This window comes from Acidocella aquatica (assembly GCF_030160635.1).
Lineage (GTDB): Bacteria > Pseudomonadota > Alphaproteobacteria > Acetobacterales > Acetobacteraceae > Acidocella > Acidocella aquatica.
Genome location: NZ_BSOS01000008.1, coordinates 1 through 16,278, shown reverse-complemented (window position 1 = coordinate 16,278; position 16,278 = coordinate 1). Strand labels below are relative to the sequence as shown.

The window sequence follows — 16,278 nt, the reverse complement described above, 5'->3', positions numbered from 1 at the left end:
TTCCTTGTCTTGGTGGTGGTCATAATTCCGGTTATTCCGATCCCGTTTCATGTCTTGGGATAATAACGGGAATAGAACTGACGAAACTGCGGAATGGGGCCGTCCCCGTCGCAAATAATCGGGTTCGTTTCATATTTCTGCCGATCCCAGACCACCTTGTCCTGATCGAACTGCTTACAAATATCACGGATAATCGCCTTCGCCACACCGGCGCGCTCACCTTCCGCCTGCGCCCGCGGCTGGGTGAAACAAAAGCGGACATGAACATGGTCAAGTTCAACCGGCGCGAGACAGGCGACCAGCAGCGTTTCACAGATGCCGGTAAAGCGCGTCCAGCTCTGGCCTGGCCCCATGGTGTCATAGCTGATGCAGCCATCGACCTCGCCCCAGGGAGTACCCATCTTGGCCTTCACATCAGCACCGCGCCCCCATTCGCCCCAACGAAGCTCGCCGAGCGGCACATTGGCGGTGCCGTGAATGTAGCGAAAATGGGCGACATCAACGCCGTTCTCCGCCATGTTCTGGATCGACCCCCACACGTTCCACTCATGAACCTCGTAATCGGTCCAACTCGGGTCGCTGGCCTCAGGGAGCAGCGCGACCTCCCAAAGAGGTGCTGCGTCCTGCGGATGATACCAGGCCCAAATCCAGCGGTTCGCCTCGGTGACATGCCAGGTACGGATGCATTTGCGCTTCACCTGCGGCGGAATCACGCGTGCGTAAGGAATTTCCTTCACCACACCTTCAGCGCCATCGTAACGCCATGAATGAAACGGACATTCCAGCAAATCACCATGAACTTTTCCGCCATGCCCCATATGCGCGCCAAGATGCTTGCAATAGGCATCGACGATATGAACCTGACCGTTCTCGCCACGCCACATGGCAAGATCCTTGGAAAAATAGCGAAGGGGCTCCACCTCGCCGCAAGCAAGATTGGCCGATAGCTCGATTGGATACCATCCGAACGGCAACCCTATATTGAGATTGCGCTCCTCAACGGACGCCCGGCCCGTGGTTTCGGCCAGCCTCCAGTCGATCAACTCCTGCCCTTTAAGTTTTTCAAGCACCTGCCAAACCGCAACTGACGGCGTGCGGGCATCAGTGGCATCGCTCTTGTGAACGTCGGACATGTGATACCTCCAAATTTTTATTTAAGATTGAAAACGTTGATGGCATTCTCACGCAAGAACTTTGGCCAAACCTCATCCTTGAACGGAACATTCACCATATCGCCGAAGATGCGCTCGAGGCTCAGCCCCATCGGGAAATACCCGGCATAGATGATCTTTTCGGCGCCGCGCGTATTCGCAAAGTCGATGATCGCTTTCGGGTAATGCTTGGGCGCGAAGGCACTGGTCGAATAATAAAGATTCGGCCATTTGAGCATCAGCTTCACGGCCAGCGCCTCCCAAGGTTCCGCTCCGTGACGCATCACGATTTTCAGATTTGGAAAAAACCAGCATATTTCATCGAGATGCTCGACTTTTTGCGCCTCCATCGGAATCCGCGGACCTGGAATTCCTACATTGAGCAGAACGGGAAGTCCCAGTTCCTCAGCGCAGGCATAAAGTGGAAACATGTATTTATGATTGATGGGAATCTGCGGAAATGTGCCCGCCGGAAAAATACTGATCGCCGACAAACCAACTTCAGCATGAATGCGCTTGATACGGCGTACTTCCTCCATGCCCTTGTTGGGATCGCACGGCAAGTCAAAGAAAAAGCGGTTCCCATGTTTCTCCTTCGCACGGTAGGAGGTGGCACTTGCGTTCCAACCAACCAACGCCCTTTCAACATTGAACCGATCCATCTGCTCAACGGTCCATTTCACAAAATCATCCACGCCGCCCGCTTGTGGAATATCCTTGAACATATATTGCGCGGGCATGGAGAATTGCTTCAGCGTCTGCTCATCCCTGATAAGCGGGCGGAACGCGGCAAACCAGTCCGAGCGGTCTTCTGCTTCAGGAATCCCCAGCATGCAATCAATGATCTTAATATCCGTTGGCATTGCCATATCATTTTTCTCCAATCAATTTTGGCCACGCCTGGCGCAAGGCCACTTTATCCACCTTGCTCAGATGATTGCGCGGCAGCCGCTCCTTGCTAAAGGCAACACGTCCAGGCGCCTTATAGCGGGCAAGCCTCTCGGCCACCCAATGGATGACGGCTTGTTCGTTCTCATTATCCGCCACGACGGCCGCGACAAGAAGCTCCCCGAGGCGCTCATCGGGAATTCCGAAGGCCGCGCATTCCTTGATTCCCGGCATCTGGCCCAGCACGCGCTCAACCTCGGCGCAGTAGATATTCTCACCGCCCGAAATGACCATGTCCTTTATCCGGTCGATGATGAAGATATAGCCTTCCTCATCCACATAGCCGATATCTCCCGTGCGGAGCCAACTGCCATCCGCAAAAGCGGCGGCGGTGTCCTCTGGCCGGTCCCAGTAGCCCTGCATGACCATGGCACCACGCACCTGAATCTCACCGCTCTGCCCAGCTGGCATTTCGCTTAAATCCGGCGAGACAATCCGCACATCCGCCAACGGCAGCACCCGTCCGGCTGATGCAGGCTTGCAAGTGAAATCCTCTCCGACAGCCTGGGCAATGGCCCCCGCGGCCTCGGTCATGCCATAGCCCGTGCCCATCACGGCCTGTGGGCAGGCCGAGCGAATTTCGTCCAGAAGGTTGACCGGAAAAGCCTGGCCGCCCGAGGCGATATTGCGCAGGGAGGAGAGATTCGCATCGCCCAGCGTCGCACGGTGCAACATATCCCACAGCATCGTCGGCACCGCAGTAAGCTGGGTGATATGTTCACGCTCAATCAGCTGAACCGCGTCCTGTGCGTCCCACCGGCGCATGATCACGACCTTGGAGCCCGCGAACAGCGGCGATAGAAATGTCGAACCCAGCCCAGAGACATGGAACAGCGGATAGACCAGCAACACCGCCTGCTGCGGCAGCTTCTCGAGGATCTCCCGCACCGTCACGCCGTGTGCGCGCGCCATGTTGTGCAGAACCATCATGCCGGAAAGTTGGGTCGCCATCAACCCGGTGATCAGACTGCGATGGGTCAGCACCACTCCTTTAACCCGCCCAGTAGTGCCTGAGGTGAAAAGGATGGAGCAAGGGTCCAACGCGCTGGCAACACCTGGATCATCAGCCGGCGCGCGCGTCCGCCGGTCAATCTCATCCGCATCGAAGGGCTTCGTCAGATCAAGCATGCGGCCCGCATAGCCGCCCTCGCGAAGCAAGGCCGCGCGCCGGCTATCAATCAGCACCAGTAATGGCGAGACATCCTCAACCATCGCCACCAGCTCAGCAGGCGAACCGCGGCTGTTGATGAGGGCCGCAACACCGCCTGCCTTGATGACCGCAAGAAACGCGACCATCCATTCCGCCCGGTTGCGCATGCAGATTGCCACGCGCTCGCCCCGCCTGATCCCAAGCATCGGAACGAGCTGGTCGCGCCACGCAAACATCTGATTGAAGCTCAGACGCCGCTCAGTCCCGTCCGACGAAAAATCGACCAGGAACGTTTTGTCGCCATGCCGCCGCGCGGCCTCGATCATCAGATTAAGATCAGGCAGGGCATGAGCAAACTGCCGCAGGCCATCGCGCTCAATAATTTCGAACGGTGAACCAGCCGCCGTAACCTCGGCAAAAACAGGATCAATGCGATTCATGACGCATGCACCATGCTGTGTTTAGCACGCTGGCAATCCCGCCTACGCTCATGGCCCGCCGCCTCCATCCCGCGACTCCAGTATTCCCGCATCCTGCTCGGCGCGAAGCCAAAAAAATGAAATCGCGCGGCCATCAGTAAACCGCCGCAGGGTTTTTGGGACGCGGGCTGCCAAGCATTTCGCGGTAGGAAGGGCGCTCCTTGCCGCGGTCAGTCACGCTAAGCTCACGGGCAATTTCTGCGCCGACCAGCGTTTGCCCGGAAAGCTCGCCGCGATTGGGCGCGCGCGAAATCGCATCGATTATATGAGCGGTAAATTCAGGATTTTCTGCGTCCTTGAGGAAATCTTCATACTGCTCCGGATTGGTCTCACGCGCGATCAGCGAACGCTCCGTCACCAGCGGTCCCATCCAGACCGAGACAGCGATCACGCCGGTGCCGCGCAGATCATGCTCCATATCATGGGCCAGCTTGTCAACGCCCGCCTTCTGCGCGCCATAGGCGGGACCGTGCATATAACACGTACCACCGAACGAAGAGCCAAAGGCAATTACCCCACTGCCCTGGGGAACCATCATGCGCGCCGCGTGCCAGCTCGCCACATAGGCCGAACGCAACCCCACATCGAGGATGCGCACCGCATCCAGCTCCTTTTCCCAGAAAGGCATTTTCTCGATCAACTGCCGATGGATGTAGGTGGCGTTATTGACCAGAACATCAAGTCTTCCAACCTCGCTCCTGATCCGTTCGAACAAGGCCGCGACCTGGGCATCATCGGCATGGTCACAAACCACAGCAACCCCCCTGCCACCAGCCCGAGTCACCTCCTGCGCTGCCTCCGCCACCGTGCCCGGCAGAACCGAACCGTCCCAGCCCTTGGCATCACCGGGAGAAACCGTCCGGCCCGTGACATAAACGGTGTAGCCAAGCTCACCGAACCCGCGAGCAATACCACGCCCGGCGCCACGGCTTGCTCCGGTAACCAGCGCAACCTTGCGAGTCGTCATTTCCTCTCCACAATTTTTGTATACTAACCAGATTCTTTTGGCTGATAACACGGTTTATGCGGATAAACAACACATAAGATTTACGCATATCATCAAAAATCAACAAGCCAGACGCATCTTGCGCAAACCACCCGGACACGCAACCCCGGTTAGCCGGTCAATCACGCTGGAGCGAGCCGCCGTTTACATGCCACACCTGGCCATTCACCCACTCGCCGTCACCCGAGGCGAGGAACGCGACAGCCCCGGCGATATCCTCTGGTTTGCCAAGCCGGGTATGCGGCAGCGCCTTCAGCGAGGTCTGAACATAATCCTCCGAGAGATGCTGGGCCACCGCCTCCGTCAACACCAAGCCAGGGCAAATGCCATTGGCTCGAATGCCCTTCTTGCCATATTTACGCGCAACATGACGCACAAGCGCATGGATGGCGTTTTTTGCCATGGGATAGGCGACCTGAAACGGGTTGCCTGCAATCGCCGCGCCCGAGGATGTGTAGATCATTGCGCCGCCGCCGCGCTCGATCAGCACCGGCAGCGCCGCCTGCGTCGCCAGGAAATGGCTTTTCGCATTGAGCGCGAACGAGCGGTCGAGCACCTCCTCGGTGCAGTTGAGCGCATCGATATCTCCCTCGGTTCCACCGGCGAGGTTGGAGTGGTAGAAATCGAGCGTCCCAAATTTATCTAACGCAGCGGCAACAATCGCCGCCTGCGAGTCAGCCCTTGTGCCATCGAGTTGCACACCGATCGCGGCACCACCCGCCGCGGAGATTTCCGCCGCGGTCTTGACCGCCCACTCCTCGGCGATATCGCCAATCACCACACAGACCCCTTCTTCAGCAAGCCGCCTGGCTGTCGCCGCGCCGATCCCGCGCCCGCCGCCGGCAACAATCCCCACTTTCCCTTGCAAGCCGCGCATGCGCCCCTCCAAAACCAATAAATGCGATTTTATATTCTGTTTATATTACGCAAAACAACTTTTAAATAGACTAATTAAATTATTTGCGCAATATTTTTAACCGGTGGACAACAGTGAAAAAGGCGAGGCTGGCGATGTCGAGATTGGCGGGACGAAATGCGGTTATCACGGGATCGGCCAACGGCATAGGCAAAGGCATCGCCCGGCGCTTTGCCGCGGAAGGCGCACGCGTCGTTATCGCTGATTTTGACGAAACCGCTGGCCGCAAGACCGCCAGGGAGATCTCGCTAACCGGCGGCGACGCGCGCTTCCTGCCTGTCGACATCACCCAGAAAGCCAGCGTCCTGGCCATGATGGCCGCCGCCGGACCCGCCGATATCCTCGTCAACAACGCCTGGCGCGGACAGGGCCTGGCCCGGATCGAGCACAAAAGCGATGCGCAGTTCGAAACATCGCTCCGGATGGGCGTGTTCGCCAGCCAGTGGACGATGACAGCCGCCCTGCCCAACATGAAGGCCAAGAACTGGGGGCGCGTGATCAACATGGCGTCGCTCAACGGCGTCAACGCGCACATGGGCAGCGCAGATTACAATGTCGCCAAGGAGGCGTTGCGCGCCCTGACCCGCACGGCGGCGCGCGAATGGGCGTCTTTCGGGATTTGCTGCAACATTATCTGCCCTGCGGCGCTGGCCGATTCGACACGCCGGATCATGAACCAGCAACCAGACATGATCGAGCGTATCAACGCCGCCAATCCAATGGGTAGAATCGGCGCACCTGAAGCCGATATAGGCGGCGTCGCGGCGTTTCTGGCCAGCGATGATGCGCGCTACCTGACCGGCAACACGCTTTTCGTGGATGGCGGCGCCCATATCAACGGCGTTGCCTGGGCGCCCGATCTCGAGGACTGAACATCCGTCACTGCCCGCAGATTAGAACAACAACAAACATTCTATGCGCGCATTTTATTGTAAATAAATATACGCATTAAACTATAAAATTTCGTATAAATAAATTATATACGCAATGTATCTATACATTTAATCCGCTTACGGCTATGGTGACCCCCAAATTTCAGAGGGAGGCTACCATGGCAAAGACCAGCGATTACGGTCTAGGTGAATTTACTTACCCGCGCGGCTGGTTCATGGCCGCGCGCTCGCAGGATTTGGCAAGTGGCGTCTTTTCCGTCCGCTATTTCGGTGAGGACATGGTGATTTACCGCGGCCAAAGCGGACAGGCCTATATGGTTGAGGCTTATTGCCCGCATATGGGTACACATCTCGGCCGCAATACGACGTCCTATGTTATTAAGGATGGCATGCATATGGAGGGCGAAAATATCCGCTGCCCCTATCACGGCTGGCGGTTTGGTCCCGATGGCCGCTGTAATCAGATCCCCTATTCCCCAGCCTCCCCGCCGAAGGCAGCCCGCCTCAAGACCTGGACTGTGATAGAACGCGCGGGCTGCCTGTGGACCTGGTACGACCCGGAGGGCGGCGAACCCGATTACGGCCTCCCCGCGTTTGAGAATTATGACGCCCTCCACTGGGTCAACTGGAATGTGCGAACCCTGGGCGACCTGGATTGTCACCCGCAGGAGGTCGTCGATAACATCGCTGACAAAGCGCATCTGGAGCCTGTCCATGGTTCCATCGACATGGTCTCGTTCGAAAACGAATTCGCCGGGCATGTCTGCCGCCAGGTGCTGTCAGCCGGCCACAAAACTTTGGCGACCGGCGCCGGGGAACCGATGACCAACGACACCTGGTACACTGGCCCCGGCATTCTCCAATCGGCGATGATCGGCGCCAACCCTTCCCATATGCTGATCGCGCACACGCCGATCGACGATGGCCGGGTCAGGGTCTGGTACGGCCTGCTCGTGAAGACAGCCAATGCCCAGCCTACCACGGCGGACATCGCGCTGGCCCGCAACTACGAGGAAGCCGGCGTCGACGCCTTCGCGCAGGATTTCGAGATATGGGCCAACAAACGCCCCTGCATCAACCCGATGATGGCGCGCGGCGACGGGCCCTTCGACAAGGTGAGAATCTGGTACCGCCAGTTCTACAATCCGCGCGCACAGGCGCAAGCGTTCCAAAAGCGCGTGGATGGCCGCTACGTTACCAAAGGTACCAAGGTCGCGCCCTGGGATACGATCGCCTAACCGGCGGCGCATGAACGCACCCCGCACCCCCGCCCGGCCAACGCTCTGGCCGGGCGTTCTGTTTTGGGCCTGAGCGGCTACATCGCCGTCGCACCGCCATCCACCACCAACGGATGTCCCGTTACGAAGCTGGCTTGATCCGAACACAGCCACAGCACCGCCGCGGCGATCTCTCCGGCCATGCCCATGCGGCCCATCGGCGTCAAATCGTCGAGTTTCTTGCGCATTGCTGGATCGGCGGCAAGCGGGGCCGTCATCGGGGTTTCGATCACGCCAGGGCAGACAGCATTTACCCGGATACCACTCCTGGCCCAGCGCAAAGCGCCGTGGCGGGTGAGGCCGATCACGGCATGCTTGGTCGCGGTGTAGCCAGGCTGGGCGCCATTGCCGACAAGACCATTGATCGAGGATGTGTTGACAATCGCCCCTTTGCCCTGCGCGAGCATGATTTCGGCTTCCTCGCGCATACAGAACATCACGCCGGATAAGTTGATGGCAAGGCTGCGCTCCCAAACCGGCGTATCGTATTCATTGGCCCCCATGTTGTTGATGCCCGCGTTGTTGTGCGCGAAGTCGAGACGGCCAAACACGCTCACCGTCCGCGCAACCAATGCCTTCACCTCGTCTTCGGCGGCAACATTGCAATGCTGGTAGACGGCCCGGCCGCCCGCCGCCGCAATCAGCGCGGCGGTCTCTTCGCCGCTGGTGTCATTCACATCGGACACAACCACAGCCGCTCCCGAAGCCGCGAAGGCCAGCGCCGTCGCACGGCCAATGCCGCCGCTGGCGCCGGTGACAAGCGCAACTTTGCTTTCGAATTTATACGTCATGACGTTTTTCCTTGAAATGCGTACAGTTTATATCATATTATAACGCAAATAAATGTGTATCGGTCGTTTTTTAGGATATTTTTGAACTATGTGCAGTCTTTTCACTCCGGTCAAACTGGGTGCCATCGAACTGGCCAACCGGATCCTCATGGCGCCGATGACCCGTGGCCGCGCGGGGCCGGGTGATGTGCCCACGGCGCTGATGGTGGACTATTATGCTCAACGGGCCAGCGCGGGAATGATCGTGACCGAGGGCGTTCAGCCGGCCCCGGCGGGCAAGGGCTACTGGCGCACGCCGGGAATTCATTCCGCCGCGCAGATCGAGGGATGGCGGCGGGTTGCTGATGCCGTGCATTCGCGCGGCGGGCGGATCGTGATGCAGCTGATGCATTGTGGCCGCGTCGTGGTGCCCTCCAACCGCGGGTTCGAGGCAGATATAATCGCCCCTTCCGCCATCCCCTGCCCGGTTCAGGTGCCAGGGCCGGACGGCACGCCAACGCCCCCCGCCATGCCGCGTGAGATCACGCTCACCGAGATACCGGAAATGTTGCAGGACTATGCACAAGCCGCACGCAATGCGATGTCCGCCGGATTCGATGGCGTGGAACTGCATTGCGCCAGCGGCTATCTGATCCACCAGTTCCTGAACCCCGCAAGCAACCGGCGCCATGATGCCTATGGCGGCAGCGTAGAAAACCGAATCCGCTTTCCCATCGAAGTGCTCGCCGCCCTGGCGGATGCAATCGGAGCCGGCCGTGTGGGAATGCGCACCTCGCCCGGCAATCCCTATAACGGCATGGACCCCAGCGACCCCGAGGCGGCGTTCGCTCACTTCGTGAAAGCGGCAGATGCACTTGGCCTCGCCTACCTCCACATCGTTGACATGGACCTTCCAAACCTTGACACGCTTGCCATAGCACGCGCCAATTTCAGCGGCCCGATCATCGCCAACAATAACCTAAGGGCTGACAACGCCCAAGCACTCCTCCACACCGGCAAGGCCGATGCTGTAAGCTTCGGCCGTGCGTTCATCTCAAACCCCGACCTTGTCGAACGCATTCGCGATAACGCGCCGCTCGCCAAGCCCGATTATAGCTTGCTCTATACCGGTGAGGCGCGGGGTTATACCGATTACCCGGCCCGGTGAGGGGCCAAGCGCTATCGTTTGAGGTTCGCTCAGGTGGGCGAACCGAAAACGTAGCCCACCCTTGGAAGAAACGATTGTGGCATGCTCGCACTTAAAGCGGTCTCTACTGGCGTATCCACCCGTATGCCTCCGCCGCATCTTTCATCGCGCGGAGATTATCAGATGTCTGGCGCCGATGCGGGACCAGAGAGGCAGGATTTAAAAAATGAAAACTGAGACTGTCACCTTTACCGCCGCGCCCCAGATCATGCTCACGGCTGACCGCCATGGTCCTGAAGACGGGGCGCCAGTCATCCTGCTCCACGGTGGTGGGCAGACACGCTGGTCCTGGAAGAATACAGCAATGGAGCTGATGGAACATGGCCTGTGCATCTATACCATCGATATGCGCGGACACGGACAGAGCAGCTGGAGTCCCAGCCGCGATTATGCCCTGGATGATTTCTCCCGCGACATTCGTGCCATCACCGGCCAACTCTCAGCGCCCCCGATCATCGTCGGCGCTTCGTTGGGCGGCATGGCGGCACTATTGGCCTGTGGCGAGGAGCCGTTCGCGGCGTGCGCTGGACTCGTGCTGGTCGACGTCACCTTTCGGCTTCAAGATACCGGGCCAAACCGGGCCGGCGCCTTCATGAAAGATACCCGCCAGGGCTTCAAGACCCTTGAGGAGGCGGCTGCCGCGATCGCCGGCTATACCGGGGAGCGGCAGCATCCCGCACGCACTGAAGGACTGCTCAAGGTTCTGCGTCAGGACGAGCACGGGCGTTATTACTGGCATTGGGACCCCGCCTTTATCGAGGGAAATGGCGTGGAATGGAATTCTGCCGAGATCGAAACCAGAATGATCGCCGCAGTGCGGCGCGTGAAATGCCCCACGCTAGCCGTGCGCGGCGGAAAAAGCGATGTGGTCAGCCGTGAGGAGATGGCCCGCCTCGCGCAAATATTGCCTCACATCCAGCAGGCGGAAATTCCCGGCGCGAGGCACATGGTGGCCGCCGACGACAATGTTGCCTTTAACATGGCAATACTCCCTTTTATCTCGAGCTGTTTGGACCATCGGACAAACAGCTAAGGTGTCAAATCGCTTCCAACCGTGACCCCTTTTTCGCTTCCAATGTTGATGGTGTGGAACGCCCCCTCTTTCTGGCGTTTACCGGCGGAGATCTGCGGTAAGATGTAGGACCGTCAATATAGGAGGGCATAGCCATGGATGAGATTGTGACGATTGGGTTGGATCTGGCGAAGAATGTTTTCCAGGTTCATGGGGTGGCAGCAGATGGCCGCGTGGTTGTTCGCCGGCAGTTACGCCGTTCGGATGTCTTGACGTTTTTCAAAAAAATTCCGGCGTGCCTGGTTGGCCTGGAGGCATGTGGATCAGCGCATTACTGGGCTCGCGAGATCGCTGCATTAGGGCATACGGTGAAGATGATGCCGCCAGCCTACGTCAAACCCTACGTTAAATTATGGCGAGGTGAGCATAACTTGACGAAGGGTTTCACGTATTGCGGCGGGATCAACTTCACCCGGTGGCCCATGGCGCCAAGCACCCGGCCCCAATGATGAGCCCCTGCACAGGCTTCCAGAGCAACCTCGGTGGGGGGCACCTTGGTAAAGAAGGCTTCAACCTGCGCCCGCCGAAGCTCGCGGCGGAGGATGACGTGGTCATGCTCGTCCACGCCGTGCAACGTGAAAATATGCTTCGACGTATCGATCGATATACGTTTAAATTCCATTGGGACGGCCCTTTCGTGATGGTCAGTTGCGCGACCTCATCTTGGCACAATCCGATGCCGTGGGCCGTTCCACCCCAACAGATCTCAGTGGAAATCAACATGCACCCCCTCCTTTGCTCAGGCCAGAAATTCATCCACCTCCCAATATTGCACCTTCCGAAGTGCCGGTTTGGCGCCGATCCCCGCATCGCTCTCCATATAGGACTTAGTGCGGCCAAAAATCGTAAAACACTTTCAGGCCGGAGAATCTTTGCCTCATCAGGGAGGCTAGCTGAGGTACGCTCAGGTCGGAATAATACCTCAAGCCAGCCGCGCCTGCAGTTCGATTACATAAGAGCCTGCGACATTCTAATTTGCAAGAGAGATAACCACCCAAAGTCAAACACAACAGTTTGGTTTCACGGCGATTAATTGGCTTGCCAATCTTCATGGGATAATGGCTCTGCGTTTAACTCCTCGCGCGCCAACTGCCATTGTGGCAAATACCGCTCCATCAAAGCGACGAAACGATTGGAGTGATTACGCTCAAAGAAATGAGCCATTTCGTGGACGATAATATAATCCAAACATTGAGATGGCTTTTTAATCAGCTCCAGATTAAGCCAAATTCGCCGAGCCTCGACGTTGCATGTCCCCCATTTGGTTTTCATACGTTTGATCCCCCATGCAGGAACGGCGATTCCCATAATGGTGGCCCATTTCTCAACTAAAGGCGTCGCGCGATTGCGCAATTCCTGGCGATACCATGCCAGGAATACCCGCTCTCGAATCAACTGATCACTGCCCGCACGAACATGCAGTTCGATACTACGGCTGCCGCGGATTTGAACTCTGCCAGCATTGGCGCCGTCAACCAACTTCAAACGGTAGCGCTGTCCAAGGAAATAATGCGTTTCTCCGGAAACATACTCCCGAATGGACTGCCTCGATTGCGCTTCGAATTTCGCCCGCTGGCGCTTGATCCACCCCATGCGGTTAACCACCGCCAGGCGCACCGCATCATCGCTCACGGTCAGTGGTGCCGCAACCCGGACGCGACCGTGCGGGGGGTAGACGGCAAGGTGGAGGTTTTTGATGCCCTTGCGCACAATCTCAACCCGTATCCCGCCCACGAAAATGTGACGAGGTTCAGTATTCATGCTGGTTTCTCACCAAGTCAAAAACGAATTCAACCTGCGCTAGGTCGCTCAGGTTTACCCGTATGGCATTACGAACTTCCCGTTCCTTGAACTTGTTCCCGCGCCAATCGTCCTTCTTTGTTTTGCGGATCGCTGCGTCAATCGCAGCCGCCAACGCCTCGTCTTTACCAAGATTGTCGTAAAGTGCCCGCTTGGCTGCTGTGTTCATGGTAATCGGATATGTTGCCCCGGCAGCTGGGTTTTTCGCCTTCTTAGTCAAAGCAACAATCTGAGCGAGATACTCTTTATAGTCGATTGCCTGCATTTTGCGCTGCTCGATCAGGGCATCCAACAGATCCGACATGGTTTCATAGTATTTCGGATTGATCGGCGACTCATCAATGATGAGTTTCCGCACATTATTCTCTATGGTCTCGGCCACCGCCTCATGGCTTTCCCGGATGCCTTTTGGCAGCGCATTAACGGCATCAGCGCCGCGCTCAACAATCAGCTGGATCAGTGACAAATTGTCAAAAGCTGAAATCAGCTCGCTTTCTTCCGCTTTTATATAAGTGTCGATCAAATGCCGCATCGCTGGCTCGTACATCTTCAGGTCGATGTAATCGCCGCTTGCCAGTTTCACTTCGGTGCGGACTTTTTCAAAATGTTCAACCTCTGCCTTGATTTTGGCAGCCTCTGCATCTGTATAACCAGCAGCGTTCATCTCATTCGCTATGTCAGCATATGCGCGCAGCAGAGACGCTGTCATTTTATAGAGTGCCAGCCTTCTGGGTTCAGCGTCTTTCAGCGCCGCTTTATCGCCTGTATCGGCGCAGCCAAAAAATTTCAGATATGCCGCCGTGTCACGCTTTGCTTCAACCGGCTCACACAGTGCGTTGATCACCTCCCGCGCTTCATCCAGCCGCTCCCTGGCCTTGCCAAGCCGGTCGGACAATAAGCCGACAACGTCTTCCTTCGCATACCCCTCAAGCGCACCCACGGTATAATCATGGATCGAGGTCTCAAGGCTTTTGAACAGATCCTTGTAGTCGACGATGTAGCCGTACTCTTTATCTTCGCCATCAAGGCGGTTAACCCGGCAGATCGCCTGAAACAGTCCGTGGTCCTGCATATGCTTGTCTATATAAAGGTATGTCGCGGATGGCGCATCAAACCCCGTCAGCAGCTTATCCACCACGATCAGCAGCTTCATCTGCCCCGGTTCGTCGATAAATTTCTTCTTCACATCCTTCTCAAACTTCTCCGGGTCCTGCCCGCCGAGCATCTTGTTATAAATCTCATACTTGCGAAGCTTTTCCGTCAGCCCCTCGCCGCTATCTTGCCCCTTAATATCATTGGGCGACGGCTTGTAGGACGTCACGATGGCGCATTTTCCCGCCAAATCGGTTTTGTCGAACAGCTCATAGAGCTTGCACGCCTCGTAAATACTGGCCGACACCAGCATGGCGTTGCCGTACCCGCTCCGCAGCCGGTCCTTCGTCGCCATATCCATCAGAATATCGGCGACAATTTTCTCAAGCCGGGACTGGCTGGAGAGCACCTTCTTCATCGTGCCCCAGCGCTGCTTCAACTGCGCTTTGGCGATATCGGTCAGCCCTTTGGTCTTGGCCTCAAACCATTGGTCGATCTTGGCCGGTGAGGTAATGTTCTGGTCAATATCCCGCGCCTCATAGCGCAGGTCCAAAACCACACCGTCATGCACAGCCTCATCAAACTTATAGGTGTGGATATAGGGGCCGAACGTCTCGAGGCTGGTTTCTTTGTCTTTCTTCAACAGCGGCGTGCCGGTGAAGCCGATGAACATGGCATTCGGCAAAATCGCCTTCATCGCCCTGTGCAGATCGCCGGTCTGGGTCCGGTGACATTCATCGACAAAAACATAAATGTCCCCCTTCGGCCGGAAGCCCGTGGGCAGCGCTTGGCGCAGCTCGGCGATATAATCCTTCACCGTTGCCTCTTCATTCTCCTCCTTGCCGCCAAACTTGTGGATCAGCGAGCAAAGCAGCCACGGGTTGGTGTCGTTCAGCTTGGCAATGAGGTCCGCCCCGCTCTTGCTGCGGACGATCTCCTCATTCACCCCCTTAAAAACTTTCTCAATCTGCTCATCCAGCTCCGTGCGGTCGGTGATGATAACCACCCGCGCATCTTTCACATTTTCGCGTATCCATTTCGCCAGCCACACCATGGTCAGGCTCTTGCCGGAGCCCTGGGTGTGCCAGATGATCCCGCCTTCCCGCCGCTTCACATGTCTCTGCGCCGCGCGCACGCCAAAATACTGGTTATGCCGGCAGGTCTTCTTGGTGCCCGCGTCGAACACCAGAAAATCATGGATCATCTCCAGAAACCGCGGCTTGTTGCACATCTGCAGCAGCGCGCGGTCCAGCGGGTTCGCAACCTCGCTCGGTTCCTTCCAGCTCAGATAATATTTTTCCGTGGTCTCGATCGTGCCGTAGCGCAGCCCCTCGGTGTCGTTCCCCGCCATCACCAGCTGCATGGTGGTGAAAAACGGTTGGATGAAAATCTTCTTCTGGTTATCCAGGTTCTGCCTTATGCCCTCGGACACCGACACCGTGGAGCGCTTCAGTTCCAGCACACCAAGCGCGATACCGTTCACATACAGCACGATATCCGGCCGCTTGCCGTAGGTTTTTGCGCCGCCATCCAGCCCGGCGGGCTTAACCGCCACCTCCTCGGCGATGGCAAAATGGTTTGCCTCCGGCTGCGCCCAATCAATCAGCCAGACGGTTTTGGTAATCTCCCCCACCTCCGCTTTCACCTTCACGCCATAGCGCAACAGGTCATAGACCGAGCGGTTGATCTCATAGAGGCTCCGCGCCTGGTCGGAAGCGGTTTTTTGCAGCTCATACAAAGCGCGGGTAATCAGCGCGTCATCATAGCGCCCCTTCAGGAAATCGCGGAGCAGCCCTTCGTCAATATTGCGGTTATCCGCGCGGTCGATCCAGTTGCCGAGGTACTCATAGCCCAACTGCTCGCGGAACAGTTTTACCACGCGCGCCTGGGTCTTTTTCTCGATCTGCCCGACATTGCTCAATGCCTGTCTCCTGTTTTTATACGGGTAGCCAGCGCAGTGTGGCTATTTGGGTTTTTGTCGCAATGCCCCGCCCCGGCATCCCAGCCGACCGCAGAGCCAGCAGGGGACGGGGCAGAAATCATATCAGCCTGATCCTGCCGGTGAGCAGCTCCTGCATCATGCCCTGCTTGATGGCGTTCGCCTTGTCACGGTTGGCTTCCAGAGCGGCGAGATCGGCGTCTATGTCGGAAAGGATCGTGGCAATGGCGGCTTGTTCGGGAGGTAATGGAAAGCCAAACTTAAGTGCCGCGATATCTCGGCCGTTTAACGACGGAAGTGCGGTTGCGGAAACAAGTTTACCGAGTTCGATCGTCAAAAATAGATAATAGAAAAAGACTGGATCAACATCGGATCGTTTGAAGACATACGCCATCATATTATTATCTATGCAGCTTGGACGAACGAGGATTTTCTTTCGTTCAAGGAATATAGCTGCACCGATTTTTGCGAAGACGATCGAAGCCTTCGGAAAGGCCGTCGCGCCTAATTGCTTTCTAGCCGCTATTATTCACGAAGCTGTTTTGGTTTGATTTCTTTGGCCATCCCTGCACAACCGC

General features: G+C 57.2%; 13 protein-coding genes and 2 pseudogenes. 5 read left to right on the top strand and 10 right to left on the bottom strand.

The genetic code is table 11. The features are described from left to right. Positions 1–47: 47 nt before the first annotated feature. The 5 genes from QQJ84_RS03575 to QQJ84_RS03555 all read right to left on the bottom strand — a co-directional run bounded on the left by QQJ84_RS03575 (position 48) and on the right by QQJ84_RS03555 (position 5,611). Positions 48–1,133, bottom strand: coding sequence for a Rieske 2Fe-2S domain-containing protein (locus QQJ84_RS03575; protein WP_284256630.1), 1,086 nt, complete (start codon positions 1,131–1,133; stop codon positions 48–50). 17 nt (positions 1,134–1,150) lie between these two features. Beyond that, positions 1,151–2,020, bottom strand: coding sequence for an amidohydrolase family protein (locus tag QQJ84_RS03570; protein WP_284256628.1), 870 nt, complete (start codon positions 2,018–2,020; stop codon positions 1,151–1,153). Between the two features lies 1 nt (position 2,021). After that, a complete protein-coding gene (locus tag QQJ84_RS03565; RefSeq protein WP_284256627.1) occupies positions 2,022–3,689 on the bottom strand; it encodes a class I adenylate-forming enzyme family protein in 1,668 nt (555 codons plus the stop codon). A gap of 133 nt (positions 3,690–3,822) precedes the next feature. Next, positions 3,823–4,695, bottom strand: a complete 873-nt coding sequence (locus tag QQJ84_RS03560; RefSeq protein ID WP_284256626.1) for an SDR family NAD(P)-dependent oxidoreductase — start codon at positions 4,693–4,695, stop codon at positions 3,823–3,825. Between the two features lie 157 nt (positions 4,696–4,852). Further along, positions 4,853–5,611: an SDR family NAD(P)-dependent oxidoreductase gene (locus QQJ84_RS03555; RefSeq protein WP_284256624.1), complete on the bottom strand. Its 759-nt coding sequence runs from the start codon at positions 5,609–5,611 to the stop codon at positions 4,853–4,855. Between the two features lie 134 nt (positions 5,612–5,745). Between QQJ84_RS03555 and QQJ84_RS03550 the strand changes: the two genes are divergently transcribed. Together QQJ84_RS03550 and QQJ84_RS03545 are read left to right on the top strand one after the other, a co-directional pair. Beyond that, the gene (locus QQJ84_RS03550; protein WP_284256622.1) at positions 5,746–6,522 is read left to right on the top strand and encodes an SDR family NAD(P)-dependent oxidoreductase; all 777 of its coding nucleotides are present in this window, start codon (positions 5,746–5,748) and stop codon (positions 6,520–6,522) included. Between the two features lie 179 nt (positions 6,523–6,701). Continuing rightward, entirely contained in the window at positions 6,702–7,781 is a 1,080-nt protein-coding gene (locus tag QQJ84_RS03545) for a Rieske 2Fe-2S domain-containing protein (protein WP_284256621.1), read from the top strand. A gap of 77 nt (positions 7,782–7,858) precedes the next feature. On the opposite strand, the gene QQJ84_RS03540 is transcribed toward QQJ84_RS03545, so the two are convergent. Continuing rightward, entirely contained in the window at positions 7,859–8,611 is a 753-nt protein-coding gene (locus tag QQJ84_RS03540; RefSeq protein WP_284256620.1) for a glucose 1-dehydrogenase, read from the bottom strand. 88 nt (positions 8,612–8,699) lie between these two features. Between QQJ84_RS03540 and QQJ84_RS03535 the strand changes: the two genes are divergently transcribed. The 3 genes and pseudogenes from QQJ84_RS03535 to QQJ84_RS03525 form a co-directional block, all read left to right on the top strand. Continuing rightward, a complete protein-coding gene (locus tag QQJ84_RS03535; RefSeq protein ID WP_284256618.1) occupies positions 8,700–9,758 on the top strand; it encodes an alkene reductase in 1,059 nt (352 codons plus the stop codon). A 205-nt stretch (positions 9,759–9,963) separates the two neighbouring features. Next, positions 9,964–10,830, top strand: a complete 867-nt coding sequence (locus QQJ84_RS03530) for an alpha/beta fold hydrolase (RefSeq protein ID WP_284256616.1) — start codon at positions 9,964–9,966, stop codon at positions 10,828–10,830. Between the two features lie 134 nt (positions 10,831–10,964). Next, positions 10,965–11,219, top strand: a pseudogene (locus QQJ84_RS03525) (IS110 family transposase); the annotation flags it as partial. A gap of 20 nt (positions 11,220–11,239) precedes the next feature. Here the strand turns inward: QQJ84_RS03525 and QQJ84_RS03520 are convergent. The 4 genes and pseudogenes from QQJ84_RS03520 to QQJ84_RS03505 all read right to left on the bottom strand — a co-directional run. Next, positions 11,240–11,491 (bottom strand): annotated as a pseudogene (locus QQJ84_RS03520) (IS110 family transposase); the annotation flags it as partial. 407 nt (positions 11,492–11,898) lie between these two features. Beyond that, on the bottom strand, positions 11,899–12,630 hold the full coding sequence (locus QQJ84_RS03515) for a M48 family metallopeptidase (RefSeq protein WP_284256615.1): 732 nt from the start codon (positions 12,628–12,630) through the stop codon (positions 11,899–11,901). After that, positions 12,620–15,682, bottom strand: coding sequence for a type I restriction endonuclease subunit R (locus QQJ84_RS03510; protein WP_284256614.1), 3,063 nt, complete (start codon positions 15,680–15,682; stop codon positions 12,620–12,622). The genes QQJ84_RS03515 and QQJ84_RS03510 overlap by 11 nt, the downstream gene beginning before the upstream one ends. A gap of 118 nt (positions 15,683–15,800) precedes the next feature. After that, positions 15,801–16,226 carry a restriction endonuclease subunit S gene (locus QQJ84_RS03505; RefSeq protein ID WP_284256676.1) on the bottom strand — a complete coding sequence of 142 codons (426 nt, stop codon included), beginning with the start codon at positions 16,224–16,226 and terminating at the stop codon, positions 15,801–15,803. Positions 16,227–16,278: the final 52 nt, after the last annotated feature.

Bases quoted from the DNA above. Each gene is read 5' to 3' on its own strand.
- QQJ84_RS03550 (WP_284256622.1), top strand. From the start codon at position 5,746: ATGTCGAGATTGGCGGGACGAAATGCGGTTATCACGGGATCGGCCAAC.
- QQJ84_RS03530 (WP_284256616.1), top strand. From the start codon at position 9,964: ATGAAAACTGAGACTGTCACCTTTACCGCCGCGCCCCAGATCATGCTC.
- QQJ84_RS03540 (WP_284256620.1), bottom strand. From the start codon at position 8,611: ATGACGTATAAATTCGAAAGCAAAGTTGCGCTTGTCACCGGCGCCAGC.
- QQJ84_RS03560 (WP_284256626.1), bottom strand. From the start codon at position 4,695: ATGACGACTCGCAAGGTTGCGCTGGTTACCGGAGCAAGCCGTGGCGCC.
- QQJ84_RS03565 (WP_284256627.1), bottom strand. From the start codon at position 3,689: ATGAATCGCATTGATCCTGTTTTTGCCGAGGTTACGGCGGCTGGTTCA.
- QQJ84_RS03555 (WP_284256624.1), bottom strand. From the start codon at position 5,611: ATGCGCGGCTTGCAAGGGAAAGTGGGGATTGTTGCCGGCGGCGGGCGC.
- QQJ84_RS03545 (WP_284256621.1), top strand. From the start codon at position 6,702: ATGGCAAAGACCAGCGATTACGGTCTAGGTGAATTTACTTACCCGCGC.
- QQJ84_RS03535 (WP_284256618.1), top strand. From the start codon at position 8,700: ATGTGCAGTCTTTTCACTCCGGTCAAACTGGGTGCCATCGAACTGGCC.
- QQJ84_RS03575 (WP_284256630.1), bottom strand. From the start codon at position 1,133: ATGTCCGACGTTCACAAGAGCGATGCCACTGATGCCCGCACGCCGTCA.
- QQJ84_RS03570 (WP_284256628.1), bottom strand. From the start codon at position 2,020: ATGGCAATGCCAACGGATATTAAGATCATTGATTGCATGCTGGGGATT.
- QQJ84_RS03515 (WP_284256615.1), bottom strand. From the start codon at position 12,630: ATGAATACTGAACCTCGTCACATTTTCGTGGGCGGGATACGGGTTGAG.